Genomic DNA, 24,813 nt, shown 5'->3' with positions numbered 1-24,813 from the left:
AAGAGACCCGGCCCCCACGCCGGGTTTTTGTTTCATCACTTCCCACTTGAAGTGATTCTGTTTATCAATTAATAATGAATATCATTATCCAGTAACCCGGCGATGATGTTCATGAAACCCGTCCTCCGCGAACTGCCCTACCTGGAAAACTGGCGCTGGCTCAGCCGACGCATCCGCTGTGCGCTCGAGCCCGACGAACCGCGCCTGATCGAGCATTACCTGGCCGAAGGCCGTTACCTGGTGTGCTGCACCGAAACCTCGCCATGGACGGTGGCGCTGACCTCCTTCCGACTGCTGCTGGATACCGCCTGCGACCGCATGCTGCCCTGGCATTGGCGCTGCCTCTGCCTGGACCAGGCCTGGCGCCCGCTGCTGGACCTGCGCAACCTCGACCGCGAGGCCCGGAACCAGCGCTGGCAGCCCTACGCCCTGCAGTTGGCCAACTGCCGCCTGCTGCCGTCGATTTCCCCCGATGAACTGATGCAAGGATTTGATGATGAGTGATACCCGTATCGAGCGTGACAGCATGGGCGAACTGCAGGTGCCGGCCCAGGCCCTGTACGGTGCCCAGACCCAGCGCGCGGTCGACAATTTCCCGATCAGCGGACAGCGCATGCCGGCCCAGTTCATTCGAGCACTGCTGCTTGCCAAGGCTGCCGCGGCCAAGGCCAACGTCGAACTGGAGCAGCTGTCGACTGCGCAGGGCCAAGCCATCGTAACGGCTGTCGAGCAACTGCTGGCGGGGGACTTCATCCAGCATTTCCCTGTGGATGTGTTCCAGACCGGTTCCGGCACCAGTTCGAACATGAACGCCAACGAGGTTATCGCCACTCTGGCCAGCCGCGTGTTGGGTGAGGCTGTCAACGCCAACGACCACGTCAACTGCGGCCAGAGCAGCAACGACATCATCCCGACCACCATTCACGTCAGCGCCGCGCTGGCCCTGCACGAGCAGCTGCTGCCAGCCCTGGCGCACCTGGTGCAGGCGATTGAGGCCAAGTCGGCGCAGGTGCATCAGTACGTGAAGACCGGCCGCACCCACCTGATGGATGCCATGCCAGTGCGCATGAGCCAGGTGCTGGATGGCTGGGCGGCGCAGATCAATGGCGCCAAGGCTCACATCGAAGCGACCCTGCCAAACCTGCAGGCGCTGGCCCAGGGTGGCACCGCCGTGGGTACCGGCATCAACGCCCACCCGCAGTTCGCTGCCGGTTTTGCCCGCCAGCTCAGCAGCCTGACCCAGGTCGAGTTCACCCCCGGGCAGAACCTGTTCGCCCTGATCGGCTCGCAGGACACCGCCGTGGCCCTGTCTGGCCAGCTCAAGACTGCCGCCGTGGCGCTGATGAAGATCGCCAATGACCTGCGCTGGATGAACTCCGGCCCGCTGGCCGGGCTGGGCGAAATCGAGCTGCAAGGCCTGCAGCCGGGCTCTTCGATCATGCCGGGCAAGGTCAATCCGGTGATTCCGGAAGCCACTGCCATGGTCGCCGCCCAAGTGATCGGCAATGACGCCACCATCGCCATCGCTGGCCAGTCCGGCAACTTCGAGCTGAACGTGATGCTGCCGGTGATCGCCCGCAACCTGCTGGAAAGCATCGAGCTGATGGCCAACGTCAGCCGCCTGCTGGCCGACAAGGCCATCGCCAGCTTCAAGGTCAACGAAAGCAAGCTCAAGGAAGCCCTGGCGCGCAACCCGATACTGGTCACGGCGCTGAACCCGATCATCGGCTACCTGAAGGCCGCCGAAATCGCCAAGACCGCCTACAAGCAGGGTCGCCCGATCATCGACGTGGCGCTGGAGCACACCGACCTGTCGCGTGACCAGCTGGAAGCGTTGCTGGATCCGGAAAAACTCACCGCCGGAGGTATCTGACCCCGAGTCACGGCCCAAGCGCCAGCGGTGACCGCGTTGGTCATCGCTTACCCCATGTCTACGGAATTCACTGATATGCCCCATACCTTGCCTGCATTGCCTTACGCCTACGCTGCGCTGGAACCGCACATCGACGCGCAGACCATGGAAATCCATCACACCAAGCACCACCAGACCTACGTCAATGGCCTCAACGCCGCCATCGAAGGCACCGAGTGGGCTGAGTGGCCGGTGGAGAAACTGCTCGGCGCGGTCGGACAATTACCGGAACTCCTGCGTGGTGCGGTGACCAACCATGGCGGCGGGCACGCCAACCACAGCCTGTTCTGGACCGTGATGTCACCGCAGGGTGGGGGAGAGCCGCAGGGCGCTCTGGCGCAGGCCATCGAGGAACAGCTGGGCGGCTTCGATGCCTTCAAGGAGGCCTTCACCAAGGCTGCGCTGACCCGCTTCGGTAGTGGCTGGGCCTGGCTCAGCGTGACCCCGCAGAAAACCCTCGTAGTGGAAAGCAGCGGCAATCAGGACAGCCCGTTGATGCACGGCAACACGCCAATCCTCGGCCTGGATGTGTGGGAGCATGCGTACTACCTGAAGTATCAGAACCGTCGCCCGGAATACATCGGTGCCTTCTACAACGTGATTTACTGGTCGGAAGTGGAGCGCCGCTACCTCGACAGCCTGAAGTGAGCCTTTCCGGTATGCGCTCCAAGGTGATGACTGTCAGCCGTGTGCGCCTGTTTCGGCTGGCGCTTGGGACTTTGCTGTTGCTGGCAGGCACTGCGCTGCTATTGGCGCGCGGCTTCGCCTGGTTGGACCTTGCCTGGCCAGCTTGGGGCTGTGTATCGGCTTGCGCCGGATGATGATGTTTTCACCGGCTTCGCTGTGGGGAGCGGCACATAACTCATTGAATCAGCGGGGACTTTGTGGGAGCGGCTTTAGCCGCGAACACCGGCGAAGTCGGTGCCATGCACCGCGTTGGATTCTTCGCGGCTAAAGCCGCTCCCACACGGGTACGCGTACCGCTTGCACAGGCGATTTGTGCTGAAAAGCTGTTCCCACACGGACCGTGCAGGCCTGCAAAATTCATTCGCCTTCGTCGAAATAATTGTTGATCAGCTCGACCAGCGCTGCCATCGCATCGTCGTCCTGCTCACCTTCGGTATGAAGGTGCACCTGCGTACCTTTGCCGGCCGCCAGCATCATTACCGCCATGATGCTTTTGCCATCCACCAGCTTGTCCGGCGCACGGCCAACCCTGACCTGGCAGGGGAAGCGGCCGGCAACGCCGACGAACTTGGCTGCCGCCCGGGCATGCAGGCCCAACTTGTTGATGATGGTTATTTCACGGGCGGGCATCGTGGGGCGGATCCTTGGGCTAGAGGTCGCGGTGGCGGACCTGGACGTTTTTCAGGGATTGCTGCAGCAGCGTGCCAAGGCGTTCGGTGATGTACACCGAGCGGTGGTGACCGCCGGTGCAGCCAATGGCAATGGTGACGTAGGCACGGTTGCTGGCGGCGAAGCGGGGAAGCCACTTGAGCAGGTAACTGGAAATGTCGTTGAACATCTCTTCGACATCCGGCTGTGCGGCCAGGTAGTCGATCACCGGTTGGTCGAGGCCGGAGTGCTCACGCAGCTCGGGCTTCCAGTAGGGGTTGGGCAGGCAGCGCACATCGAACACCAGGTCTGCATCGACCGGCATTCCGCGCTTGAAACCGAACGACTCGACCAGGAACGCGGTGCCAGGCTCGGGCTGGTTGAGCAGGCGCAGCTTGATCGAATCACGCAACTGGTACAGGTTCAGGCTGGTAGTGTCGATTTTCAGGTCGGCCAGGTCTGCAATCGGCCCTAGCAATTCGCTTTCCACCCGAATCGCTTCCGCGAGCGAGCGGTTGGCGTTGGTCAGCGGGTGGCGCCGGCGGGTTTCCGAGAAGCGCTTGAGCAGCATGTCTTCGTCGGCATCCAGGTACAGCACGTCGCACTGGATATGCCGAGCGCGGGCTTCTTCGAGCAACTCGGGGAAACGCGTCAGGTGGCTGGGCAGGTTGCGCGCGTCGATCGACACGGCGACCTTGGGTTGCAGCAACTCGGTATTGATCAGCGCATTTTCCGCCAGTTGTGGCAGCAGCCCGGCGGGCAGGTTGTCAATGCAGTAGAAACCGTTGTCTTCCAGGACATCGAGGGCGGTGCTCTTGCCGGAGCCGGACCGGCCGCTGACGATGATCAGGCGCATGTTCAGTGCTCGTTCTGTACGTCCAGGACAACCTGGAACAGGGCCTCGCTGCTGGTGGCCGCACGCAGGCGATCACGGACCTCCTTGCGATCGAGCATGCTGGCAATCTGGCGCAGCAGTTCCAGATGGGCATCGGTGGCGGCTTCTGGCACCAGCAGGACGAACAGCAGGTCCACCGGCGCGCCATCGATGGCGTCGTAGTCGATAGGGGCTTCCAGATGCAGCAGGGCGCTGACCGGAGCGGAACATCCTTCAAGCCGGCAGTGCGGGATGGCGATGCCGTTGCCGAAACCGGTCGAGCCGAGTTTTTCCCGGGCGATCAGTTTTTCGAAGACGTCTTGCATCTCCAGTTCGGGCACTTGATCGGCGATGACGGTGGCGACCTTTTCCAGGGCGCGCTTCTTGCTGCCGCCCGGCACGTTCACGAGGGAACGGCCGGGGGTCAGGATGGTTTCAAGTCGGATCATGGATGAGGGGGATCAGCGGGCAGCTGCACCTTGCAGCAGGCTTTGCTGTTTTTCCTTGTGTTTTTTCAGTTGGCGGTCGAGCTTGTCTGCCAAGGCGTCGATCGCTGCATACATGTCTTCGTGTTCGGCGTTGGCAACCACTTCGCCGCCGGGAATCTGCAAGGTCGCCTCGACCTTCTGCTGCAGCTTCTCGACTTTCATGATGACCTGCACGTTGGTGATCTTGTCGAAGTGACTTTCCACGCGAGCGAGCTTTTCAAGCACGTAATCGCGCAGTGGCTGGGTGACTTCTACATGCTGTCCACTGATATTGACTTGCATACAGCTTCTCCTTTGTTGCCCGTGCATAAAGAGGCAGATCTTGCACCTGCCCCACAAACGCTGTGGCACATCTCAGGGGCTACATCAGTCGCTTGCGCTCGCTCGACGGTGCGATGCCGAGGGACTCGCGGTACTTGGCGACGGTGCGACGGGCTACCTGGATGCCTTGTGCCTCCAGTAAACCAGCGATCTTGCTGTCACTCAATGGCTTTTTCTGATTTTCCGCCGCAACCAGTTTCTTGATGATCGCGCGGATCGCCGTAGACGAGCATTCTCCGCCTTCGGAGGTGCTGACGTGGCTGGAGAAAAAGTATTTCAGTTCGTAGATGCCACGCGGCGTGTGCATGTATTTCTGCGTGGTTACCCGCGAAATGGTCGACTCGTGCATGCCCACCGCTTCGGCGATGTCATGCAGCACCAACGGCTTCATCGCTTCGTCGCCGTGATCGAGGAAGCCGCGCTGGTGCTCGACGATCTGCGTGGCCACCTTCATCAGGGTTTCGTTGCGGCTTTGCAGGCTCTTGATGAACCAGCGCGCTTCCTGCAACTGGTTGCGCATGAAGGTGTTGTCGGCGCTGGTGTCGGCCCGGCGCACAAAACCGGCATATTGCGGGTTGACGCGCAGGCGCGGAATGGCCTCCTGGTTCAGCTCCACCAGCCAGCGGTCGCTGTCCTTGCGCACGATGACGTCTGGCACCACGTACTCAGGCTCGCTGGACTCGATCTGCGAGCCGGGGCGCGGGTTGAGGCTTTGTACCAGCTCGATGACCTGGCGTAGCTCGTCTTCCTTGATTTTCATGCGACGCATCAGCTGGCTGTAATCACGGCTGCCGAGCAGGTCGATGAAGTCGGTGACCAGGCGCTTGGCTTCGGCCATCCACGGCGTGCTGGCGGGCAGCTGGCGCAGTTGCAGCAACAGGCATTCGCCCAGGGTGCGGGCGGCAACACCGGCTGGTTCGAACTGCTGGATGCGGTGCAGTACCGCTTCGACCTCGTCCAGCTCGATATCCAGCTCCGGGTCGAAACCGGCGCAGATTTCCTCGAGGGTATCTTCCAGGTAGCCCTGGCCGTTGATGCTGTCGATCAGGGTGACGGCGATCAGGCGGTCGGTGTCGGACATCGGAGCCAGGTTCAGTTGCCACAGCAGGTGGCTTTGCAGGCTTTCGCCGGCCGATGTGCGGGTGGTGAAGTCCCACTCGTCGTCGTCGTTGCTCGGCAGGCTGCTGGCGCTGGTCTGGTAGATGTCTTCCCAGGCGGTGTCGACCGGCAGTTCGTTGGGGATGCGCTCGCTCCACTCACCGTCTTCCAGGGTGTCGGCACTGGTAGTGCTTTCCTGGAAGCTGTTGTCCTGGACTTCGGCGGCCGGCTTGTTCTCGGCGTTGTCCGCCATCGGGTCGCTGTTGTCGAAGTCGTCGCCGTCTTCCTGACGTTCGAGCATCGGGTTCGACTCCAGCGCTTCCTGGATTTCCTGTTGGAGGTCCAGGGTGGAGAGCTGGAGCAGGCGGATGGCCTGTTGCAACTGCGGTGTCATCGTCAGTTGCTGGCCCATTTTTAGGACGAGCGATGGTTTCATGGCTGGGGCTTAATACCTTGTTCGCCGGCGCGCATGCGCCATCCACTACACGAGGGCGCCGGGGCGCCAGATCAAGCAAGTTTTATGCCTTAAATTGTAGCGTTTGCCTAGAGCACTGTAACAACTTTACCCCGGCCTTCAGGGCGATTTGCCAGTACTCCAGGCGCGTGCCGGGGTCAGAGCCGGAACTCGTGGCCCAGGTAAACCTCTTTGACCAGGTCGTTGGCCAGGATGGTTTCGGAGTCGCCTTCAGCGATCAGCCGGCCATCGTTGACGATATAGGCGGTTTCGCAGATATCCAGGGTCTCACGCACGTTGTGGTCGGTGATCAGTACACCGATACCCTTGGCCTTGAGGTGATGGATGATCTGCTTGATGTCGCCGACCGAGATCGGGTCGACACCGGCAAACGGTTCGTCCAGCAGGATGAACTTGGGTGCGGTCGCCAGCGCGCGGGCAATTTCCACGCGGCGGCGCTCACCACCGGACAGGCTCATGCCGAGGTTGTCGCGAATGTGGCTGATGTGGAACTCCTGCAGCAGGCTTTCCAGTTCTTTGCGCCGGCCGTCGCGGTCGAGGTCCTTGCGGGTCTCGAGGATGGCCATGATGTTGTCGGCCACCGACAGCTTGCGGAAGATCGAGGCTTCCTGCGGCAGGTAGCCGATGCCGGCGCGGGCGCGACCGTGCATGGGCTGGTGGCTGACATCGAGGTTGTCGATCAGCACGCGCCCCTGATCGGCCTGGACCAGGCCGACGATCATGTAGAAGCAGGTGGTCTTGCCGGCGCCGTTGGGGCCGAGCAGGCCGACGATCTGGCCGCTGTCGATCGACAGGCTGACGTCGCGTACGACCTGCCGCCCCTTGTAGCTCTTGGCCAGGTGCTGGGCTTTGAGGGTTGCCATTTACTCGGCCTTCTTCTTGGGCTGGATCACCATGTCGATGCGCTGACGCGGCGAGGTCACGTTGCCACCGCGACCGGCGGTTGCCACCTGGGTCTGGGTGTTGTAGACGATCTTCTCGCCTTCGGTGGTGTTGCCTTCGTTCTCGACCTTGGCGCGGTCGGTGAGGATCACCATGTCCTTCTGCGACTGGTACTGGATGGTCACCGCCCAGCCTTTCATCTTGTCCGGTTTGGCTGCGCTCTGCTGCTGCTCGAAGTAGGCCAGGTTGCCCACCGAGGTCACCACGTCGATGTCGCCGGAGGCGGAGCGGGTGATGGTCACGGTGTTGCCTTTGATCATCATCGAACCCTGGGTGATGATCACGTCGCCGGTGTAGGTGGCCACGCCCTGCTTGTCGTCCAGGTGGGCGTTGTCGGCCTGGATGCGGATAGGCTGGTCACGGTCGTTCGGCAGGGCGAGGGCGCTCGCGCTTCCCAGTGCTGCGCTCAGGCTGAGCAAAAGGGGGAGGGTTTTAACGAGCCTCATACTGTCCTCTTACGTTAGAGAGCAAGTCCATCTTGCCTTCTTTCAAATACGCTTTCATTCCTTTGCCCGTAGTTGTGCCACCGGCGCCGTCGATTCTAACGGCTTGCTCGGTCTGCGCATATTGCTTCTGCGGGAACACGGTCATGCGTGAGCTGGTAATGATCATTTCGCGCTGCTTTTCGTCGGTGCGGGCGACCCGTACGTTGTCGATCAGTTCGACTTCGCTGCCGTCCGGGTTGACTTCGGCGCGAGTGCTCTGTACGTGCCAGGGGTATTCGGTACCGCGGTAAAGGTGCAGGTCCGGCGTGGTCAGCAGGGTGATTTCGCTGGCCTTGAGGTGTTCGACCTTGTCGGCAGTCATTTCGTACTGCAGCTTGCCATCGGGCAGGAACTGCAGGCTGTGAGCGTTGACCGCGTAGTAGTCGATGGCGCTTTCGTCGACCTGGGCCACCGGCTTGTCGAGGAAGCTTTCCGGGCTGACATTCCAGTAGCCGATCGCCACCAGCAGGGCGGCGATTACCGCGAGCAGCGCAATGTTGCGGGCTTTCTTGCTGAACATGGGCAGCCTTACAGGTAGTTGGCGTTGGCAGCGTCCAGGGTGCCCTGGGCCTGCATGATCAGTTCGCAGAATTCACGGGCCGCGCCTTCGCCGCCACGTGCCTGGGTCACGCCATGGGCGTGTTGGCGCACGAACGGCGCGGCGTTGGCGACCGCCATGCCCAGGGCCACGCGGCGGATTACCGGCAGGTCGGGCAGGTCGTCGCCAAGGTAGGCCACTTGAGCATAGCTCAGGCCCAGTTCGGCGAGCAGGCCGTCCAGCACCACCAGTTTGTCCTCGCGGCCCTGGTACAGGTGCGGGATACCGAGGTTCTTCGCCCGGCGCTCGACCACCGGGGTCTTGCGCCCGCTGATGATCGCGGTGGTCACGCCCGAGGCCATGAGCATCTTGATGCCCTGGCCGTCGAGGGTATTGAACGTCTTGAACTCGCTGCCGTCCTCTAGGAAGTACAGGCGCCCGTCGGTGAGCACGCCGTCCACGTCGAACACTGCCAGCTTGATGTTCTTGCCGCGTTGCATGAGGTCCTGGTTCATTCCATCGCTCCTTTACATCACGCCGGCGCGCAGCAGGTCGTGCATGTTCAGGGCGCCGGTGGGGCGGTCCTCGCGGTCCACCACCACCAAGGCGCCGATCTTGTGGTCTTCCATGATCTTCAGGGCCTCGGCCGCGAGCATTTCGGCGCGGGCCGTCTTGCCGTGCACGGTCATTACCTGGTCGATCAGGGTGGTGTGGACATCGATGTTGCGGTCCAGGCTGCGGCGCAGGTCGCCGTCGGTGAAGATCCCCGCCAGCTTGCCATCGGCTTCGACGATCACGGTCATGCCCAGGCCTTTGCGGGACATTTCAAGGAGTGCGTCCTTGAGCAGGGTGCCGCGGGGCACCTGGGGCAGTTCGTCGCCGGCGTGCATCACGTTCTCCACCTTGAGCAGCAGGCGGCGGCCCAGAGCACCACCCGGGTGCGAGAAGGCAAAGTCTTCCGCGGTGAAGCCGCGAGCTTCAAGCAGGGCAATGGCCAGCGCGTCGCCCAGCACCAGCGATGCGGTGGTGGAGGAGGTGGGTGCCAGGTTCAGCGGGCAGGCCTCTTGCTCGACGCGGGCGTCGAGGTTGACCTCGGCAGCCTGGGCCAGGGGCGAGGCCGGGTTGCCGGTCAGGCTGATCAGCTTGATGCCCAGGCGCTTGATCAGCGGCAGCAGGGTGACGATTTCGGCGGTGCTGCCGGAGTTCGACAGGGCAAGGATGACATCATCGCGGGTGATCATGCCCATGTCGCCATGGCTGGCTTCGGCCGGGTGCACGAAAAACGCCGGCGTGCCGGTGCTGGCCAGGGTGGCGGCGATCTTGTTGCCGATGTGCCCGGACTTGCCCATGCCGACCACGACGACCCGGCCCTTGCTGGCCAGGATCAGTTCGCAGGCCTTGACGAAATTGTCGTCGATGCGCGCCAGCAGGGCCTCTACGGCCTCGAGTTCCAGGCGCAGGGTGCGTTGGGCGGATTGGATCAGCTCGCTGGATTGGCTCATGTCGAAAAAGCAATGCCTGATGAAAAGGCGGCGATTATAGCTGCAATGAAAGAAACCCTCACGCTTTCGATTGCCGTGGTGAATGTCTGGTCAGCCTGTCGCAGGGCTGAACGACTCGTTAGCCGGCCTTGGGGCGGTGCTGTCAGCGGTGCTATAGTTCGCCGCTATTCGGCCTGCCTGGGGCGCTTGTGCCTTCCAGATGGAGGCCGACGTCCATTAGGACGAGGCTGCACTAGCAAGGAGTCTAGATGAGTGTGGATAGCGCCTACGCGGTCGAGTTGAAGGGGGTTACCTTCAAACGCGGTTCGCGCAGCATTTTCAGCAATGTCGACATTCGCATCCCGCGCGGCAAGGTCACCGGCATCATGGGACCATCGGGTTGCGGCAAGACCACATTGCTCCGCCTGATGGGCGCGCAGCTGCGCCCCTCCAGCGGTGAGGTCTGGGTTGCCGGGCAGAACCTGCCGACGCTGTCGCGCAGCGACCTGTTCGACGCCCGCAAGCAAATGGGGGTGCTGTTCCAGAGCGGCGCGCTGTTCACCGATCTCGATGTGTTCGAGAACGTCGCGTTCCCGCTGCGCGTGCACACCCAGCTGTCGGACGAGATGATCCGCGATATCGTGTTGATGAAGCTGCAGGCCGTGGGGCTGCGCGGTGCCATCGACCTGATGCCCGACGAGCTGTCCGGTGGCATGAAGCGCCGTGTGGCGTTGGCCCGGGCGATTGCGCTGGACCCGCAGATCCTCATGTACGACGAACCGTTCGTCGGCCAGGACCCGATCGCCATGGGTGTATTGGTGCGTCTGATCCGCCTGCTCAACGACGCCCTGGGTATTACCAGCATCGTCGTTTCCCACGACCTGGCGGAAACCGCCAGCATTGCCGACTACATCTATGTCGTAGGTGATGGCCAGGTGCTGGGCCAGGGGACGCCTGACGAGCTGATGGGCTCGGACAACCCGCGCATTCGCCAGTTCATGAAGGGCGACCCGGACGGCCCGGTGCCTTTCCATTTCCCTGCGCCTGACTACCGCGCCGACCTGCTGGGAGCGCGTTGATGCGCAGAAAATCCTTACTCGAACGTGTCCGCCTGCTGGGGCGCTCGGCCATTGACGTGCTGGCGGTGCTGGGGCGCTCCTGCCTGTTCCTGTTCCATGCACTGATCGGCCGTGGCGGCATCGGTGGCGGCTTCCAGCTGCTGACCAAGCAGCTGTACTCGGTGGGCGTGCTGTCGCTGGCGATCATCGTCGTGTCCGGCGTGTTCATCGGCATGGTGCTGGCGCTGCAGGGCTTCAGCATCCTGACCAAGTACGGCTCGGAGCAGGCGGTGGGGCAGATGGTCGCCCTGACCCTGCTGCGTGAGCTCGGCCCGGTGGTGACGGCATTGCTGTTCGCTGGCCGTGCCGGTTCGGCGCTCACCGCGGAAATCGGCAACATGAAGTCCACCGAGCAGCTGTCGAGCCTTGAAATGATCGGCGTCGACCCTCTCAAGTACATCGTCGCGCCGCGGCTGTGGGCCGGTTTCATTTCGCTGCCGTTGCTGGCGCTGATTTTCAGCGTGGTCGGCATCTGGGGTGGCTCGTGGGTCGCGGTGGACTGGCTGGGCGTCTACGAGGGCTCGTTCTGGGCCAACATGCAGAACAGTGTTTCGTTCACCGACGACGTGCTCAACGGGCTGATCAAGAGCCTGGTATTTGCCTTCGTCACGACCTGGATCGCCGTATTCCAGGGGTACGACTGTGAGCCCACCTCAGAAGGGATCAGCCGTGCCACCACCAAGACCGTGGTCTATGCCTCGTTGGCAGTGCTGGGTCTGGACTTTATTCTGACCGCCTTGATGTTTGGAGATTTCTGATGCAAAACCGCACCCTGGAAATCGGTGTCGGCCTGTTCCTCCTGGCCGGGATCCTGGCGCTGCTGCTGCTCGCCCTGCGTGTCAGCGGGCTGTCGGCCAGCCCGAGCAGCGATACCTATAAAGTTTATGCCTACTTCGACAATATCGCTGGTTTGACGGTCAGAGCTAAAGTGACCATGGCCGGTGTGACCATCGGCAAGGTTACCGCCATCGATCTGGACCGTGATTCCTACACCGGTCGGGTGACGCTGCAACTGGACAAGTCGGTGGACAACCTGCCGACCGACTCCACGGCCTCGATCCTGACGGCCGGGTTGCTTGGCGAGAAGTACATCGGCATCAGCGTGGGCGGTGAGGACCAAGTGCTCAAGGACGGCGGGACCATCCATGACACCCAGTCGGCGCTGGTGCTGGAAGATCTGATTGGCAAGTTCCTGCTCAACTCCGTTGGCAAGGAACCGAAAGAAGCGCAACCGGCTAATTAAGGAGTTTCCATGATTTCGATCCTGCGACGTGGCTTGCTGGTCCTGCTGGCGGCCTTCCCCCTGATGGCGCTGGCCGCGCAGTCTCCGCATGACGTGGTGCAGAGCACCACCACAGAGCTGCTGGGTGAGCTCAAGGCCAACAAGGAGCAGTACAAGTCCAACCCGCAAGCGTTCTACGACGCCCTTGACCGTATCCTCACGCCCGTGGTCGATGCCGACGGTATTTCCAGAAGCATCATGACCGTCAAGTACTCGCGCAAGGCCACGCCCGAGCAGATGCAGCGCTTCCAGGAAAACTTCAAGCGCAGTCTGTTCCAGTTCTACGGTAACGCCCTGCTGGAGTACAACAACCAGGGGATCGTCGTGGACCCGGCCAAGGCCGATGACGGCAAGCGTGCCTCCGTAGGCATGAAGGTCACCGGCAACAATGGCGCCGTGTACCCGGTTCAGTACACTCTGGAAAACCTGGGTGGCGAATGGAAGGTGCGTAACGTGATCGTCAACGGCATCAACATCGGCAAGCTGTTCCGCGACCAGTTCGCCGATGCCATGCAGCGCAATGGCAACGACCTGGACAAGACCATCGACGGCTGGGCCGGCGAAGTGGCCAAGGCCAAGCAGGCCGCCGACAACTCGCCAGAGAAGACCGTCAAATGAGTGAGGCCGGCGTAAGCATGGCCGAGCCGGGCGTGCTGCGCCTGGCCGGCGTGCTGGACTACCGCAGCGGGCCCGCCCTGCGCAAGCAGGGCAGGGCGCTGATCGCGGGCTGCCGCGAGGCGCAGTTGGTGCTCGATTGCTCGGCTGTACAGCGCTCCACCAGTGTTGGCCTGTCGTTGCTACTGGCCTTCATGCGCGATGCCCAGGCCACCGGCAAGGGTTGCCAGGTGCGCGGTATGCCCGACGACATGCGGGAAATTGCCGAGGTCTATGACCTCGATGAAGTGCTGGCAACCTGATGTTCCGGCACGGATGATGGCCCCTCGGTCAGCGAAGCCCTCGTTGGGCTTCGCAGGCGAGGGGCTTTTTTGTATGATGGCCGACCCGTGCGCATCGGGCGCCGATTGAGGTTGAGCATGCAGGCCGTAGAAGTTAAAAGCTTCCTTGAAGAGAAATTGCCGGGTTCCCGGGTCGAAGTTGAAGGCGAAGGCTGCAACTTCCAGTTGAACGTGATCAGCGACGAGTTGGCTGGCCTGAGCCCGGTCAAACGCCAGCAGGCGATCTATGCTCACCTGAATCCGTGGATCGCCAATGGCAGCATCCATGCGGTAACCATGAAATTTTTCAGCAGCGCAGCCTGGGCTGAGCGCACCTGAGCCAACGTGGCGGCGAGATTCCAATGGACAAACTGATTATTACTGGCGGCGCTCGCCTTGATGGCGAGATCCGCATTTCGGGCGCGAAGAACGCAGCCCTGCCGATTCTGGCGGCGACCCTGCTGGCCGACGGCCCGGTCACCGTGGGCAACCTGCCGCACCTGCACGACATCACAACCATGATCGAGCTGTTCGGCCGCATGGGCATCGAGCCGGTGATCGACGAAAAGCTGGCGGTCGAGATCGACCCACGCACCATCAAGACCCTGGTCGCGCCTTACGAGCTGGTCAAGACCATGCGCGCCTCGATCCTGGTGTTGGGCCCGATGGTCGCCCGTTTCGGCGAGGCCGAAGTGGCCCTGCCTGGCGGTTGCGCCATTGGTTCGCGCCCGGTCGACCTGCACATCCGTGGCCTCGAGGCCATGGGCGCGAAGATCGAAGTCGAAGGCGGCTACATCAAGGCCAAGGCGCCTGAGGGTGGCCTGCGCGGTGCGCACTTCTTCTTCGACACCGTCAGCGTGACCGGTACCGAGAACATCATGATGGCCGCTGCCCTGGCCAAGGGCCGCAGCGTGCTGCAGAACGCCGCGCGCGAGCCGGAAGTGGTCGACCTGGCCAACTTCATCAACGCCATGGGCGGTAATGTCCAGGGCGCCGGTACCGACACCATCGTCATCGACGGCGTCGAGCGTCTGGGCTCGGCCAACTACCGCGTGATGCCGGACCGTATCGAGACCGGCACCTACCTGGTTGCCGCTGCCGTGACCGGTGGTCGCGTCAAGGTCAAGGACACCGACCCGACCATCCTTGAAGCAGTACTGGAAAAACTCAAGGAAGCCGGCGCCGACATCAATACCGGCGACGACTGGATCGAGCTGGACATGCACGGCAAGCGGCCGAAAGCCGTCAACCTGCGTACCGCCCCGTACCCTGCTTTCCCGACCGACATGCAGGCGCAGTTCATCTCGCTCAACGCCATTGCCGAAGGCACCGGTGCAGTGATCGAGACAATCTTCGAGAACCGCTTCATGCACGTCTATGAAATGCACCGCATGGGCGCGCAGATCCAGGTCGAAGGCAACACTGCCATCGTCACAGGCGTCAAGGCGCTGAAGGGTGCCCCGGTAATGGCCACCGACCTGCGTGCTTCCGCCAGCCTGGTGCTGTCGGCGCTGGTAGCCGAAGGCGATACCCTGATCGATCGCATCTACCACATCGACCGTGGTTACGAGTGCATCGAAGAAAAACTGCAGATGCTGGGCGCGAAGATCCGTCGCGTGCCGGGCTAATCGTCTGCCTGGTGCATCCTGTGGGAGTGCGGTTTGCCCGCTTTCGCAGGATGCGCCTAACGAATTGAATGCGGTCGGGCTCTACGCCCGGCCGGCAGTAGCCGCTTAAGGACCGACGTTCCAATGTTGACCATCGCGCTTTCCAAAGGCCGTATTCTCGACGATACCCTGCCATTGCTGGCCGAGGCCGGTATCGTGCCGACCGAGAACCCGGACAAGAGCCGCAAACTGATCATCCCCACCACGCAGGACGATGTGCGCCTGCTGATCGTGCGTGCCACCGACGTGCCGACCTATGTCGAGCATGGTGCCGCCGACCTGGGTGTGGCCGGCAAGGATGTGCTGATGGAGTACGGCGGCCAGGGCCTGTACGAGCCCCTGGACCTACAGATTGCCCGCTGCAAGCTGATGACCGCCGGTGTGGTCGGCGCACCTGAGCCCAAGGGCCGTCTGCGCGTGGCTACCAAGTTCGTCAACGTAGCCAAGCGCTACTACGCCGAGCAGGGCCGCCAGGTCGACATCATCAAGCTGTACGGCTCGATGGAGCTGGCACCGCTGATCAATCTCGCCGACAAGATCATCGACGTGGTCGACACCGGCAACACCCTGCGTGCCAACGGCCTGGAGCCCCAGGAACTGATCGCCACGATCAGCTCCCGCCTGGTGGTCAACAAGGCCTCCATGAAAATGCAGCACGCCCGTATCCAGAGCCTGATCGACACGCTGCGCGAAGCGGTCGAATCGCGACACCGCGGTTGATTCCTGCGCGCGACCTTCGCTGTCGCGCCCATCTATCCGCGTCATAGCCATTTTTCTCGGGTGCCCGCGCGGATGGACTGGTAGCTTAGGGCGCCTGAGCATTCGCCAATAATCGAGGCCCTCGCCATGACCGTGTCCACTGCAATTGCCCGTCTCAACGCTGCTGATCCGGATTTCGCCCGACATCTGGATCATCTGCTGAGCTGGGAAAGTGTGTCCGATGACGCGGTCAACCAGCGCGTGCTCGACATCATCAAGGCCGTGCGCGAGCGTGGCGATGCGGCGTTGGTGGAATTCACCCAGCGTTTCGATGGTGTCGATGCCAAGTCGATTGACGACCTGATCCTCAATCGCGAGCGCCTGGAACTGGCCCTGACCCGCATTACCCCGGCCCAGCGCGAAGCCCTGGAAAAGGCCGCCAACCGCGTGCGCATGTACCACGAGCGGCAGAAACAGGACTCCTGGCAGTACACCGAAGCCGACGGCACCGTGCTCGGCCAGAAGGTCACCCCACTGGACCGCGCCGGCCTGTATGTGCCGGGTGGCAAGGCGTCGTACCCGTCGTCGGTGCTGATGAACGCCATCCCGGCCAAGGTTGCCGGCGTGGCCGAAGTGGTGATGGTGGTACCGACCCCGCGTGGCGAGGTCAACGAACTGGTGCTGGCGGCTGCCTGCATCGCCGGTGTCGACCGTGTGTTCACCGTCGGCGGTGCCCAGGCTGTCGCCGCCCTGGCGTACGGTACCGAAAGCGTGCCGCAGGTGGACAAGATCGTCGGCCCGGGCAACATCTACGTTGCCACCGCCAAGCGCCACGTGTTCGGCCAGGTGGGTATCGACATGATCGCCGGCCCGTCGGAAATCCTCGTGGTGTGCGATGGTCAGACCGACCCGGACTGGATCGCCATGGACCTGTTCTCCCAGGCCGAGCACGACGAAGATGCCCAGGCCATCCTGGTGAGCCCGGACGCCTCCTTCCTCGACCGCGTTGCTGCCAGCATCGACAAGCTGCTGCCGACCATGGAACGTGCCGAGATCATCGAGAAGTCGATCAATGGCCGCGGTGCGCTGATCCAGGTACGTGACATGCAACAGGCCATGGAAGTGGCCAACCGCATTGCACCCGAGCATCTGGAGCTGTCGGTGGCCGACCCGCAGGCCTGGCTGCCGCACATCCGCCACGCTGGCGCGATCTTCATGGGCCGCCACACCAGCGAGGCGCTGGGCGACTACTGCGCCGGCCCCAACCACGTGCTGCCGACTTCCGGCACCGCGCGTTTCTCGTCGCCGCTGGGGGTGTACGACTTCCAGAAGCGCTCGTCGATCATTTTCTGCTCCGAGCAGGGCGCGTCCGAACTGGGCCACACCGCCTCGGTCCTGGCCCGTGGCGAGTCGCTGACTGCCCACGCCCGCAGCGCTGAATACCGCATCCTGACCCAAGAGAAGGGGAACTGAGCATGAGTCGATTCTGGAGCCCCTTCGTCAAGGACCTGGTGCCTTACGTGCCGGGCGAGCAGCCCAAGCTGGCCCGCCTGGTCAAGCTGAACACCAACGAAAACCCCTACGGCCCTTCGCCCAAGGCGCTGGAGGCCATGCGCGGCGAGCTGAACGACAACCTGCGCCTGTACCCGGACCCGAACGGTGACCGGCTGAAGCAGGCGGTGGCCGAATACTATGGCGTGACCCCGGCACAAGTATTCGTCGGCAACGGCTCGGACGAGGTGCTGGCGCACATCTTCCACGGCCTGTTCCAGCATGACGCACCGCTGCTGTTCCCGGACATCAGCTACAGCTTCTACCCGGTCTACTGCGGCTTGTACGGTATTGCCTTCGAGCAGGTGGCGCTGGACGAGCAGTTCCAGATTCGCATCGAGGACTACGACAAGCCCAACGCCGGCATCATCTTCCCCAACCCCAACGCGCCGACCGGTTGCCTGATGCCGCTGCAGGTGGTGGAGCAGTTGCTGCAGGCCAACCGTGATTCGGTGGTGGTGGTTGATGAAGCCTACATCGACTTCGGTGGCGAAACCGCAATCAGCCTGGTGGACCGCTATGACAATCTGCTGGTCACCCAGACCCTGTCGAAGTCGCGTTCGCTGGCCGGGTTGCGGGTTGGGCTGGCGGTGGGGCACCCGGACTTGATCGAGGCGCTGGAGCGGATAAAGAACAGCTTCAACTCCTACCCGCTGGACCGTGCCGCGATCGTTGGCGCGGCGGTGGCGTTCGAGGACCGCGAATACTTCGAGGAAACCTGCCGCAAGGTGATCGACAGCCGCGAGGTGTTGGTCGGGCAGCTGCAGGCCAAGGGCTTCGAAGTGTTGCCGTCGGCAGCCAACTTCATCTTCGCTCGCCATCCGCAACGAGATGCCGGTGAGCTGGCTGCGCGACTGCGCGAACAGGGCGTGATCGTGCGCCACTTCAAGCAGCCGCGCATTGCCCAGTTCCTGCGCATCACCATTGGTACGCCAGAGATGAACCAGGCGCTGCTCGATGCGTTGAGCTGACGCCATCCACTGCCCTGCGCGGTCCTTGTAGGAGCGGCCTTGTGTCGCGAAAGGGCGCTCCTACAAAAAATCGCGCCAGGTTTTTAATCGCTGCTCTCTTCAATGACAAACACTTTGCCCACCGGTATGCTGCGCCAATTCATCGGATGATTGGTTGAGTTGAATGAGTAGCGAATTGACCAAGCGTTCACTGGTCGAACTGGCCGTCGAGCGCATGCGCGAACGCATCGTGCTGGGCGACTGGCAGGTTGGCCAGCGTTTGCCGACCGAGCCGGAGCTTGCCCTGCAGTTGGGCATAAGCCGCAATACCGTACGCGAGGCCATGCGTGTGCTGGCGTTCAGTGGCCTGGTGGAGATCCGCCAGGGCGACGGCAGCTACCTGCGTACCGCCCAGGACCCGCTGCAGGCGGTGCAGGCGATGTCACGCTGCACGCCCGAGCAGGCCCGCGAAACCCGGCATATCCTCGAAGCCGAGGCCATTGGCCTGGCCGCACTGCGCCGAACCGACGCCGACCTGCAGGCGCTGCGTGAAGCCCTGGCCAATAGCGCCGGGCATTTTCACGGTGATATCGATGCTTATGTGGCCTGCGACCTGGTGTTTCACCAGCGGCTGGTCGATGCCGCCCATAACCCGGCCTTGAGTGAGCTGTACCGGTACTTTTCCGGGGTGGTGGCTGCCGCGCTGCAGCACAACATGGCGACCGTGCCGCGCTGTCAAGCCACGTTCGACTTACATGGGCAGATACTTGCCGCCATCGAGCAACGCGATGCGGAGCAGGCCAAGCGCCTGAGCCGTACCCTTATCGCATCCTGACTCCGAGAAGGCCATGGCTGATTCCATCACCCGTAACACCCCACCGAGCGAGCGGAACCTCGAAGAATTGCTGATCGACGCCGAGGCTGACGACGAGCAGGTCCAACAGCAGCCGGTACCGATACAGCGGCCTTGGCTGTTGTTGCTCGGCCTGGTGCTGGTGGCATTGAACCTGCGCCCGGCATTGTCAAGCATGGCGCCGGTGCTGGGCCAGGTGTCCGAAGGCCTGGGGCTGAACGCCTCGCAGGCCGGTTTGCTGACCACCTTGCCAGTGCTGTGCCTGGGGCTGTTCGCCCCTTTGGCGCCGGTGCTGGCGCGGCGCTTTGGCAGCGAGCGGGTGATCCTCGGCATTCTCGCCACCCTGGCGCTTGGCATAGTCGTGCGCAGTAGCCTGGGGGCCACCGGGGTGTTCCTCGGCAGCCTCATGGCGGGTGCCAGCATCGGCATCATTGGCGTGCTGTTGCCGGGCATCGTCAAGCGCGATTTCCCGCAGCACGCTGGCACGCTGACCGGCGTGTACACCATGGCGTTGTGCCTGGGCGCCGCCATGGCGGCTGGCGCCACGGTGCCCCTGGCCCAGCACTTCAACGACAGCTGGGCGCTGGGCCTCGGCTTCTGGATGTTGCCGGCCCTGCTGGCCATGCTGGTGTGGCTGCCGCAGGCCCGCCAGGGCCATGGCCTGCACAAGGTAGCTTATCGCGTGCGTGGGTTGTGGCGTGACCCGCTGGCCTGGCAGGTAACCCTGTACATGGGCCTGCAGTCGTCACTGGCCTACATCGTATTTGGCTGGTTGCCATCGATTCTGATCGGTCGCGGCCTGAGCCCGACCGAGGCGGGGCTGGTGCTGTCGGGGTCGGTGATCGTGCAGCTGGTCAGCTCGCTCAGTGCGCCCTGGCTGGCCACTCGCGGCAAGGACCAGCGCCTGGCGATCCTGCTGGTCATGCTGATTACCCTGGCCGGCCTGTTCGGGTGCCTGTATGCGCCGCTGTCCGGGCTGTGGGGTTGGGCGGTTGTGCTGGGCCTGGGGCAGGGTGGTACCTTTGCCCTGGCGCTGACCTTGATCGTGCTGCGCTCGAAGGATGCCCATGTGGCGGCACACCTGTCGAGCATGGCGCAGGGGGTGGGCTATACCTTGGCGTCGATGGGGCCGTTTGCGGTGGGGCTGGTGCATGACCTGACCGGGGGCTGGGCGGCAGTGGGGTGGATCTTTGCCGTGCTGGGGCTGGGTGCCATCGTGTTCGGCCTGGGGGCCGGGCGGGCTTTGCATGTGCAGGTGAGCAGCGAGAAAGTCTGACGTTGATGTTGGCAGTGCCGGCCCTTTCGCGGGTAAACCCGCTCCCACAGCTACTGCACAATTTTCAAGATGTGTGCGATCCCTGTGGGAGCGGGTTCACCCGCGAAGGGGCCGGTACTGGCATAAGCAACCGGGGCAGATTATCGTGCTGCTTTCATCCCCAGGACGGACCAGCCCCCATGAGCGACGCCAACCGCGACCTGATCACCCGCTTCTACCAGGCCTTCCAGCGCCTGGATGCCGAGGCCATGGTCGCCTGCTACAGCGACGATATCGCCTTCAGCGACCCGGTCTTTGGCACCTTGCGTGGCAAGGATGCAGGCGACATGTGGCGAATGCTCACCAGCCGGGCCAAGGACTTTACCCTGACCTTCGACAACGTCCGCGCCGATGAATGCACGGGCGCCGCACATTGGGTGGCCACCTACCTGTTCAGCCAGACCGGCCGCACCGTTGTCAACGATATCCAGGCGCGTTTCGTGGTCCGTGACGGGCTGATCTGCCAGCACGATGACCAATTCGACTTGTGGCGCTGGTCGCGGCAGGCGCTGGGTGTACCTGGCATGCTGCTGGGCTGGTCGCCGCTGGTGCAGAACAAGGTGCGCCAGCAGGCGTTCAAAGGCCTGCGGGCATACCAGCATGCTCAAGGCAGCGCTACCGCCTGATCACTCTTGTGATAGCTGAAGGTGGCGCGTTCATCGAGGTCGTTCGGTAGACGGATGCGAATGACAGGTATGAATGTGCCATTGGTCCTGTACCAATCTCGTTGATCGGCCTGAGCTTGTTGCAATGCGCCATACGCGCCTTCGATATGGAAGAACGACTGGATTGGCAGCCTGTTGGACTGCTCTTCGTCCCACGCACCGATCACCACCTCGTTCCACGGGAACGGTAGTTCAGGCGCAAACAACTGCTTGGCGCGTATGCTCTGGTAGAAGGCTTCAGCCCGCTCGGGAACCCGCGCCCGGCGGATATCGAATGCGCATTGGGCCTTGTAGTCGCCGCTTTGCCGGAACCGCTCCATCCACTGCTCAGCAGTGAGTACTCCCTGTTCATGGCAGGCCGCTTCGGTTGCGGCCGTTTGCCGATTGTCGCCGCAACCGCGTTTGTCACGCTCCCAGGTATCACCGTCAGTGGGCCAGGCGCATAGCATTTCGTAGCGCAAGCTGTCTTTTGGGCGTTGCAGCAGCGGGTACAGGGTAAAGCCGCTACGGCCGTCGGCAGCCAGCTGCGTGGTGGGAATGTCGCTGCGCAGGTATGAAAACGATACGCCGCCCTTGTCCTTGCTGTTCTGGCTATGATGCCAGGAATGATAATGCGGTGAAGGTTTGGTTGACCTTAGCAAGACGCCCGAACAGGCATGGGCAGGTACCGCGTTGCCTGGGCAATGCGCGGGCGTGGAATCGTAGTTTTTCTGCAACTGCTCGGCGGTCCGGGCGCCGATGGAGGCCTGGGCGGCGGATGCGCCGGCCAACAGGGCAGCGGCAAGCAATGTGCGGGATACTGAAGTGAGCATGATGAAGCCCTTTTGGGGTGGGCTCACCAAATTAATGATGGAAAGAGCAGGCGTCGTGAGTGAAAAAGTGCCGGATCAGGCAGTAAAACCTTGGTATGTCTACTTGGTAAGGGCTGCCAATGGATCGCTGTATTGCGGTATCAGCGATGACCCGCAGCGGCGTTTTCTGGCGCACCAGAAGGGGCAGGGCGCGCGTTACTTCAAGACCAGCCCGGCCCAGGCGCTGGTGTATGTGGAGCAATGGCCGGACAAGGGCGAAGCATTGCGCCAGGAGCGGCTGGTGAAGCGGCTGCGCAAGGCGGCGAAGGAGGCGCTGGTGGCCTCCTATGAGGCTGAGTCTTCCGCTATTTAGGGCCGCTTCGCGCCCCAGGGCCCTCAGTCCTTGCGCCGCTTCAACTGATCCACCAAGGTGGTCGGAAGCCCCTTGATGATCAAGGTCCCTGCCGCTTCGTCATACTCGACCTTGTCCCCCAGCAGGTGCGCTTCGAAGCTGATCGACAATCCCTCGGCACGCCCGGTGAAACGGCGGAACTGGTTGAGGGTGCGCTTGTCCGCGGGGATTTCAGGCGACAGGCCGTAGTCCTTGTTGCGGATGTGATCGTAGAACGCCTTGGGCCGGTCCTCGTCGATCAGGCTGGACAGTTCTTCCAGCGTGACCGGCTCGCCCAGCTTGGTCTGGGTAGTGGCGTACTCGACCAGGGTCTGGGTTTTTTCGCGAGCGGACTCTTCCGGCAGGTCTTCGCTCTCGACGAAGTCGCTGAAGGCCTTGAGCAGGGTGCGGGTTTCGCCCGGGCCGTCGACGCCCTCCTGGCAGCCGATGAAGTCGCGGAAGTAGTCCGAGACCTTCTTGCCGTTCTTGCCCTTGATGAACGAAATGTACTGTTTGGAATTCTGGTTGTTCTTCCACTCCGACAGGTTGATGCGCGCCGCCAGATGCAGCTGGCCAAGGTCGAGGTGGCGCGAAGGCATCACATCAAGCTCGGCGTTCACCGCCACGCCTTCGCTGTGGTGCAGCAGGGCGATCGCCAGGTATTCGGTCATGCCTTGCTGGTAGTGGGCAAACAGGATATGGCCGCCGGTGGACAGGTTGGACTCCTCCATCAGCTTCTGCAGGTGCTCCACGGCCACGCGGCTGAAGGCGGTAAAGTCCTTTTCTTCGTCCAGGTACTGCTTCAGCCAGCCGCTCAGCGGGTAGGCCCCGGACTCGCCGTGGAAAAAGCCCCAGGCCTTGCCTTGCTTGGCGTTGTAGCTGTCATTGAGGTCGGCCAGCAGGTTTTCGATGGCGTCGGAAGCGGCCAGTTCGGAATCGCGGGCATGCAGTACGGCGGGGCTGCCATCGGGCTTTTTGTCGATCAGGTGAACGATGCAATGACGGATTGGCATGGAATTCTCGGGGAGCTGCAAAAGTTGTCCAGTTTACCCTAGACACCAGGTGGTGCAGTGGCCGGATGTTGGCAGAAATGGCGGTTGTTCGTTTTTTGTTCAAATTTGTGCGTTTTAGGCTAAAACCCCCGAAAAACCTGCATTAAATCGAAGCGCGCAGCGGATATTTATCCGTTCCTGTGGTAGCTTTGCGCGGTCTTGCGCCCCTTGTGTGGCGCATTGCTGGCAGCGTGCTGTCGTCGTGTCGAACCAAACGTCGATTTGCGTATCTACATACGCGATTGGCGCGGCCCTCCACTTTCAGGGGCTGGCCCGATAACGTCGTAGTGCGCTGCATAACCAACGAATTTGATAGGGAAGGAACACCACCATGGCATTGACCAAAGACCAACTGATTGCCGACATCGCCGAATCGATCGCCGCGCCAAAAGCCACCGCCAAGAACGCTCTGGAGCAACTGGGCCAGATCGTTGCCGACCAGCTGGAAAACGGCGCTGAAATCACTCTGCCAGGCATCGGCAAGCTGAAAGTCGCTGAGCGTCCTGCCCGTACCGGCCGCAACCCTTCGACTGGCGCTGCCATCGAAATCGCTGCCAAGAAAGTCGTCAAGTTCGTTCCAGCCAAAGTGCTGACCGACGCCATCAACAAGTAATTGTTGAAGCTTTGACGAAACCGCGCCCGGCTTGCCCGGGCGCGGTTTTTTCATGCCCGGTTTTTACGCCCGGCGTGCCAGGCCTGGCGCGCGGCGTCGTCGTGGAAGCTCCAGGCGATCATGCGGCTTTGCTTCTGTCCCTGGCCCATTTCACTGATGCGCACGGCCTTGACGCCCGTTTTCCTGAGCGCGGCCTCGATCCCCGGCAGGTTGCTGGCCTTGGACACCAGGCTGGTGAACCACAGCACTCGCTCGGCGTACTGCACGCTTTCACTGACCAGTTGGGTGACAAAGCGGATTTCGCCACCTTCACACCACAGTTCGTTGTTCTGGCCACCGAAGTTGAGCACCGGCAGCTTGCGCTTGGGGTCCTGCTTGCCGAGGTTCTTCCACTTGCGCTGGCTGCCACGGGTGGCTTCGTCGCGCGAGGAATGGAAGGGCGGGTTGCACAGGGTCAGGTCGAAGCGTTCGCCCTCCTGCAGCAGGCCGCTGAGGATGTGCGCACGGTTGGCCTGCTGGCGCAGGGTGATGGCCTTGCCCAGGCCGTTGGCCTGGACGATGGCCTTGGCCGAAGCCAGGGCCACGGGGTCGATGTCCGAGCCCAGGAAGCGCCAGCGGTAGTCGCTATGGCCCAGCAGCGGGTAGATGCAGTTGGCACCTACGCCGATGTCCAGCGCATGCACCTGGGCGCCCTTGGGGATCTCGCCGGCATTGTCGTCGGCCAGCAGGTCGGCGGCCACGTGGATGTAGTCGGCGCGGCCGGGAATCGGCGGGCACAGGTAGTCGGTGGGGATATCCCAGTGCTGGATGCCGTACTGGGCCTTCAGCAGGGCACGGTTGAACACCCGCACAGCCTCGGGGTTGGCGAAGTCGATGCTGGGTTTGCCGTGGGGGTTGGTGATGGTGAAGCGCGCCAGGTCAGGGTGGGCCTTGATCAGGCTGGGGAAGTCGTAGCGGCCCTGGTGGCGGTTGCGCGGGTGCA

31 protein-coding genes are annotated in these 24,813 nt (G+C 62.5%); 18 read left to right on the top strand and 13 right to left on the bottom strand.

Annotated features, from left to right (window positions below; translation table 11 throughout):
• The first annotated feature begins 102 nt into the window (after positions 1-102).
• The 3 genes from ACK1U9_RS12180 to ACK1U9_RS12170 all read left to right on the top strand — a co-directional run bounded on the left by ACK1U9_RS12180 (position 103) and on the right by ACK1U9_RS12170 (position 2,560).
• Positions 103-504 (top strand): hypothetical protein, encoded by a 402-nt coding sequence (locus tag ACK1U9_RS12180; protein WP_046615773.1) that lies wholly within the window; start codon positions 103-105, stop codon positions 502-504.
• Positions 497-1,873 (top strand): class II fumarate hydratase, encoded by a 1,377-nt coding sequence (locus ACK1U9_RS12175; protein WP_046615772.1) that lies wholly within the window; start codon positions 497-499, stop codon positions 1,871-1,873. The genes ACK1U9_RS12180 and ACK1U9_RS12175 overlap by 8 nt, the downstream gene beginning before the upstream one ends.
• Before the next feature lie 75 nt (positions 1,874-1,948).
• Positions 1,949-2,560 carry a superoxide dismutase gene (locus tag ACK1U9_RS12170; RefSeq protein WP_046615771.1) on the top strand — a complete coding sequence of 204 codons (612 nt, stop codon included), beginning with the start codon at positions 1,949-1,951 and terminating at the stop codon, positions 2,558-2,560.
• 396 nt (positions 2,561-2,956) lie between these two features.
• Here the strand turns inward: ACK1U9_RS12170 and ACK1U9_RS12165 are convergent, their stop codons facing one another.
• The 10 genes from ACK1U9_RS12165 to ACK1U9_RS12120 all read right to left on the bottom strand — a co-directional run bounded on the left by ACK1U9_RS12165 (position 2,957) and on the right by ACK1U9_RS12120 (position 9,970).
• A complete protein-coding gene (locus ACK1U9_RS12165) occupies positions 2,957-3,229 on the bottom strand; it encodes an HPr family phosphocarrier protein (protein ID WP_013971075.1) in 273 nt (90 codons plus the stop codon).
• A gap of 19 nt (positions 3,230-3,248) precedes the next feature.
• Positions 3,249-4,103 (bottom strand): RNase adapter RapZ, encoded by an 855-nt coding sequence (gene rapZ / locus ACK1U9_RS12160; RefSeq protein ID WP_046615770.1) that lies wholly within the window; start codon positions 4,101-4,103, stop codon positions 3,249-3,251.
• Between the two features lie 2 nt (positions 4,104-4,105).
• Positions 4,106-4,570 carry a PTS IIA-like nitrogen regulatory protein PtsN gene (gene ptsN, locus ACK1U9_RS12155; protein ID WP_046615769.1) on the bottom strand — a complete coding sequence of 155 codons (465 nt, stop codon included), beginning with the start codon at positions 4,568-4,570 and terminating at the stop codon, positions 4,106-4,108.
• Positions 4,571-4,582: 12 nt separating this feature from the next.
• Positions 4,583-4,891: a ribosome hibernation-promoting factor, HPF/YfiA family gene (gene hpf / locus ACK1U9_RS12150; protein ID WP_003255135.1), complete on the bottom strand. Its 309-nt coding sequence runs from the start codon at positions 4,889-4,891 to the stop codon at positions 4,583-4,585.
• 79 nt (positions 4,892-4,970) lie between these two features.
• On the bottom strand, positions 4,971-6,464 hold the full coding sequence (locus ACK1U9_RS12145; RefSeq protein WP_015269061.1) for an RNA polymerase factor sigma-54: 1,494 nt from the start codon (positions 6,462-6,464) through the stop codon (positions 4,971-4,973).
• Positions 6,465-6,640: 176 nt separating this feature from the next.
• The gene (gene lptB, locus ACK1U9_RS12140; protein WP_046615767.1) at positions 6,641-7,366 is read right to left on the bottom strand and encodes an LPS export ABC transporter ATP-binding protein; all 726 of its coding nucleotides are present in this window, start codon (positions 7,364-7,366) and stop codon (positions 6,641-6,643) included.
• On the bottom strand, positions 7,367-7,891 hold the full coding sequence (gene lptA, locus ACK1U9_RS12135; RefSeq protein ID WP_015269063.1) for a lipopolysaccharide transport periplasmic protein LptA: 525 nt from the start codon (positions 7,889-7,891) through the stop codon (positions 7,367-7,369). It abuts the gene before it with no gap.
• The gene (lptC, locus tag ACK1U9_RS12130; protein WP_046615766.1) at positions 7,878-8,450 is read right to left on the bottom strand and encodes an LPS export ABC transporter periplasmic protein LptC; all 573 of its coding nucleotides are present in this window, start codon (positions 8,448-8,450) and stop codon (positions 7,878-7,880) included. The genes lptA and lptC overlap by 14 nt, the downstream gene beginning before the upstream one ends.
• 8 nt (positions 8,451-8,458) lie before the next feature.
• On the bottom strand, positions 8,459-8,983 hold the full coding sequence (locus ACK1U9_RS12125; protein WP_024086339.1) for a KdsC family phosphatase: 525 nt from the start codon (positions 8,981-8,983) through the stop codon (positions 8,459-8,461).
• 12 nt (positions 8,984-8,995) lie between these two features.
• On the bottom strand, positions 8,996-9,970 hold the full coding sequence (locus ACK1U9_RS12120; RefSeq protein WP_449109919.1) for a KpsF/GutQ family sugar-phosphate isomerase: 975 nt from the start codon (positions 9,968-9,970) through the stop codon (positions 8,996-8,998).
• Positions 9,971-10,218: 248 nt separating this feature from the next.
• On the opposite strand from ACK1U9_RS12120, the gene ACK1U9_RS12115 reads away from it, so the two are divergent.
• The 13 genes from ACK1U9_RS12115 to ACK1U9_RS12055 all read left to right on the top strand — a co-directional run bounded on the left by ACK1U9_RS12115 (position 10,219) and on the right by ACK1U9_RS12055 (position 20,945).
• Positions 10,219-11,028, top strand: a complete 810-nt coding sequence (locus ACK1U9_RS12115; RefSeq protein ID WP_012270662.1) for an ATP-binding cassette domain-containing protein — start codon at positions 10,219-10,221, stop codon at positions 11,026-11,028.
• The gene (mlaE, locus tag ACK1U9_RS12110) at positions 11,028-11,825 is read left to right on the top strand and encodes a lipid asymmetry maintenance ABC transporter permease subunit MlaE (protein ID WP_013971083.1); all 798 of its coding nucleotides are present in this window, start codon (positions 11,028-11,030) and stop codon (positions 11,823-11,825) included. Before ACK1U9_RS12115 ends, mlaE begins: the two co-directional genes overlap by 1 nt.
• A complete protein-coding gene (mlaD, locus tag ACK1U9_RS12105) occupies positions 11,825-12,310 on the top strand; it encodes an outer membrane lipid asymmetry maintenance protein MlaD (protein WP_003257921.1) in 486 nt (161 codons plus the stop codon). Before mlaE ends, mlaD begins: the two co-directional genes overlap by 1 nt.
• A 9-nt stretch (positions 12,311-12,319) precedes the next feature.
• Positions 12,320-12,967: an MlaC/ttg2D family ABC transporter substrate-binding protein gene (locus ACK1U9_RS12100; RefSeq protein WP_046615765.1), complete on the top strand. Its 648-nt coding sequence runs from the start codon at positions 12,320-12,322 to the stop codon at positions 12,965-12,967.
• Positions 12,964-13,266 carry an STAS domain-containing protein gene (locus ACK1U9_RS12095; protein ID WP_046615764.1) on the top strand — a complete coding sequence of 101 codons (303 nt, stop codon included), beginning with the start codon at positions 12,964-12,966 and terminating at the stop codon, positions 13,264-13,266. Before ACK1U9_RS12100 ends, ACK1U9_RS12095 begins: the two co-directional genes overlap by 4 nt.
• Positions 13,267-13,383: 117 nt before the next feature.
• Positions 13,384-13,623, top strand: coding sequence for a BolA family protein (locus ACK1U9_RS12090; protein WP_003255121.1), 240 nt, complete (start codon positions 13,384-13,386; stop codon positions 13,621-13,623).
• A gap of 23 nt (positions 13,624-13,646) precedes the next feature.
• Positions 13,647-14,912 carry a UDP-N-acetylglucosamine 1-carboxyvinyltransferase gene (gene murA, locus ACK1U9_RS12085; protein ID WP_046615763.1) on the top strand — a complete coding sequence of 422 codons (1,266 nt, stop codon included), beginning with the start codon at positions 13,647-13,649 and terminating at the stop codon, positions 14,910-14,912.
• A 123-nt stretch (positions 14,913-15,035) separates the two neighbouring features.
• The gene (hisG, locus tag ACK1U9_RS12080; RefSeq protein WP_046615762.1) at positions 15,036-15,671 is read left to right on the top strand and encodes an ATP phosphoribosyltransferase; all 636 of its coding nucleotides are present in this window, start codon (positions 15,036-15,038) and stop codon (positions 15,669-15,671) included.
• Positions 15,672-15,797: 126 nt separating this feature from the next.
• Entirely contained in the window at positions 15,798-17,123 is a 1,326-nt protein-coding gene (hisD, locus tag ACK1U9_RS12075; protein ID WP_046615761.1) for a histidinol dehydrogenase, read from the top strand.
• Between the two features lie 2 nt (positions 17,124-17,125).
• Positions 17,126-18,172 (top strand): histidinol-phosphate transaminase, encoded by a 1,047-nt coding sequence (gene hisC, locus ACK1U9_RS12070; RefSeq protein WP_135001613.1) that lies wholly within the window; start codon positions 17,126-17,128, stop codon positions 18,170-18,172.
• 163 nt (positions 18,173-18,335) lie between these two features.
• A complete protein-coding gene (locus tag ACK1U9_RS12065; RefSeq protein WP_085600617.1) occupies positions 18,336-18,986 on the top strand; it encodes a FadR/GntR family transcriptional regulator in 651 nt (216 codons plus the stop codon).
• A gap of 13 nt (positions 18,987-18,999) precedes the next feature.
• Positions 19,000-20,280: a CynX/NimT family MFS transporter gene (locus ACK1U9_RS12060; protein WP_449109918.1), complete on the top strand. Its 1,281-nt coding sequence runs from the start codon at positions 19,000-19,002 to the stop codon at positions 20,278-20,280.
• A 179-nt stretch (positions 20,281-20,459) separates the two neighbouring features.
• Positions 20,460-20,945, top strand: coding sequence for a nuclear transport factor 2 family protein (locus tag ACK1U9_RS12055; protein ID WP_046615757.1), 486 nt, complete (start codon positions 20,460-20,462; stop codon positions 20,943-20,945).
• Here ACK1U9_RS12055 and ACK1U9_RS12050 read toward each other — a convergent pair.
• Positions 20,924-21,796 carry a hypothetical protein gene (locus ACK1U9_RS12050; RefSeq protein WP_085600613.1) on the bottom strand — a complete coding sequence of 291 codons (873 nt, stop codon included), beginning with the start codon at positions 21,794-21,796 and terminating at the stop codon, positions 20,924-20,926. The genes ACK1U9_RS12055 and ACK1U9_RS12050 overlap by 22 nt on opposite strands.
• 37 nt (positions 21,797-21,833) lie before the next feature.
• On the opposite strand from ACK1U9_RS12050, the gene ACK1U9_RS12045 reads away from it, so the two are divergent.
• Positions 21,834-22,148, top strand: a complete 315-nt coding sequence (locus tag ACK1U9_RS12045) for a GIY-YIG nuclease family protein (protein WP_108480963.1) — start codon at positions 21,834-21,836, stop codon at positions 22,146-22,148.
• Between the two features lie 23 nt (positions 22,149-22,171).
• On the opposite strand, the gene yejK is transcribed toward ACK1U9_RS12045, so the two are convergent.
• A complete protein-coding gene (gene yejK / locus ACK1U9_RS12040) occupies positions 22,172-23,179 on the bottom strand; it encodes a nucleoid-associated protein YejK (protein WP_046615754.1) in 1,008 nt (335 codons plus the stop codon).
• A 370-nt stretch (positions 23,180-23,549) separates the two neighbouring features.
• Between yejK and ACK1U9_RS12035 the strand changes: the two genes are divergently transcribed.
• Positions 23,550-23,831 carry an HU family DNA-binding protein gene (locus ACK1U9_RS12035; RefSeq protein WP_003257928.1) on the top strand — a complete coding sequence of 94 codons (282 nt, stop codon included), beginning with the start codon at positions 23,550-23,552 and terminating at the stop codon, positions 23,829-23,831.
• 50 nt (positions 23,832-23,881) lie between these two features.
• Here the strand turns inward: ACK1U9_RS12035 and rlmF are convergent.
• Positions 23,882-24,813 (bottom strand): 23S rRNA (adenine(1618)-N(6))-methyltransferase RlmF (gene rlmF / locus ACK1U9_RS12030; RefSeq protein WP_449109917.1); only part of this gene is annotated, 932 nt, incomplete at its 5' end.

Source organism: Pseudomonas sp. XP1 (assembly GCF_053557675.1).
Note: the sequence above shows the minus strand (reverse complement) of the source record. Positions and strands in the feature narration are given on the sequence as shown.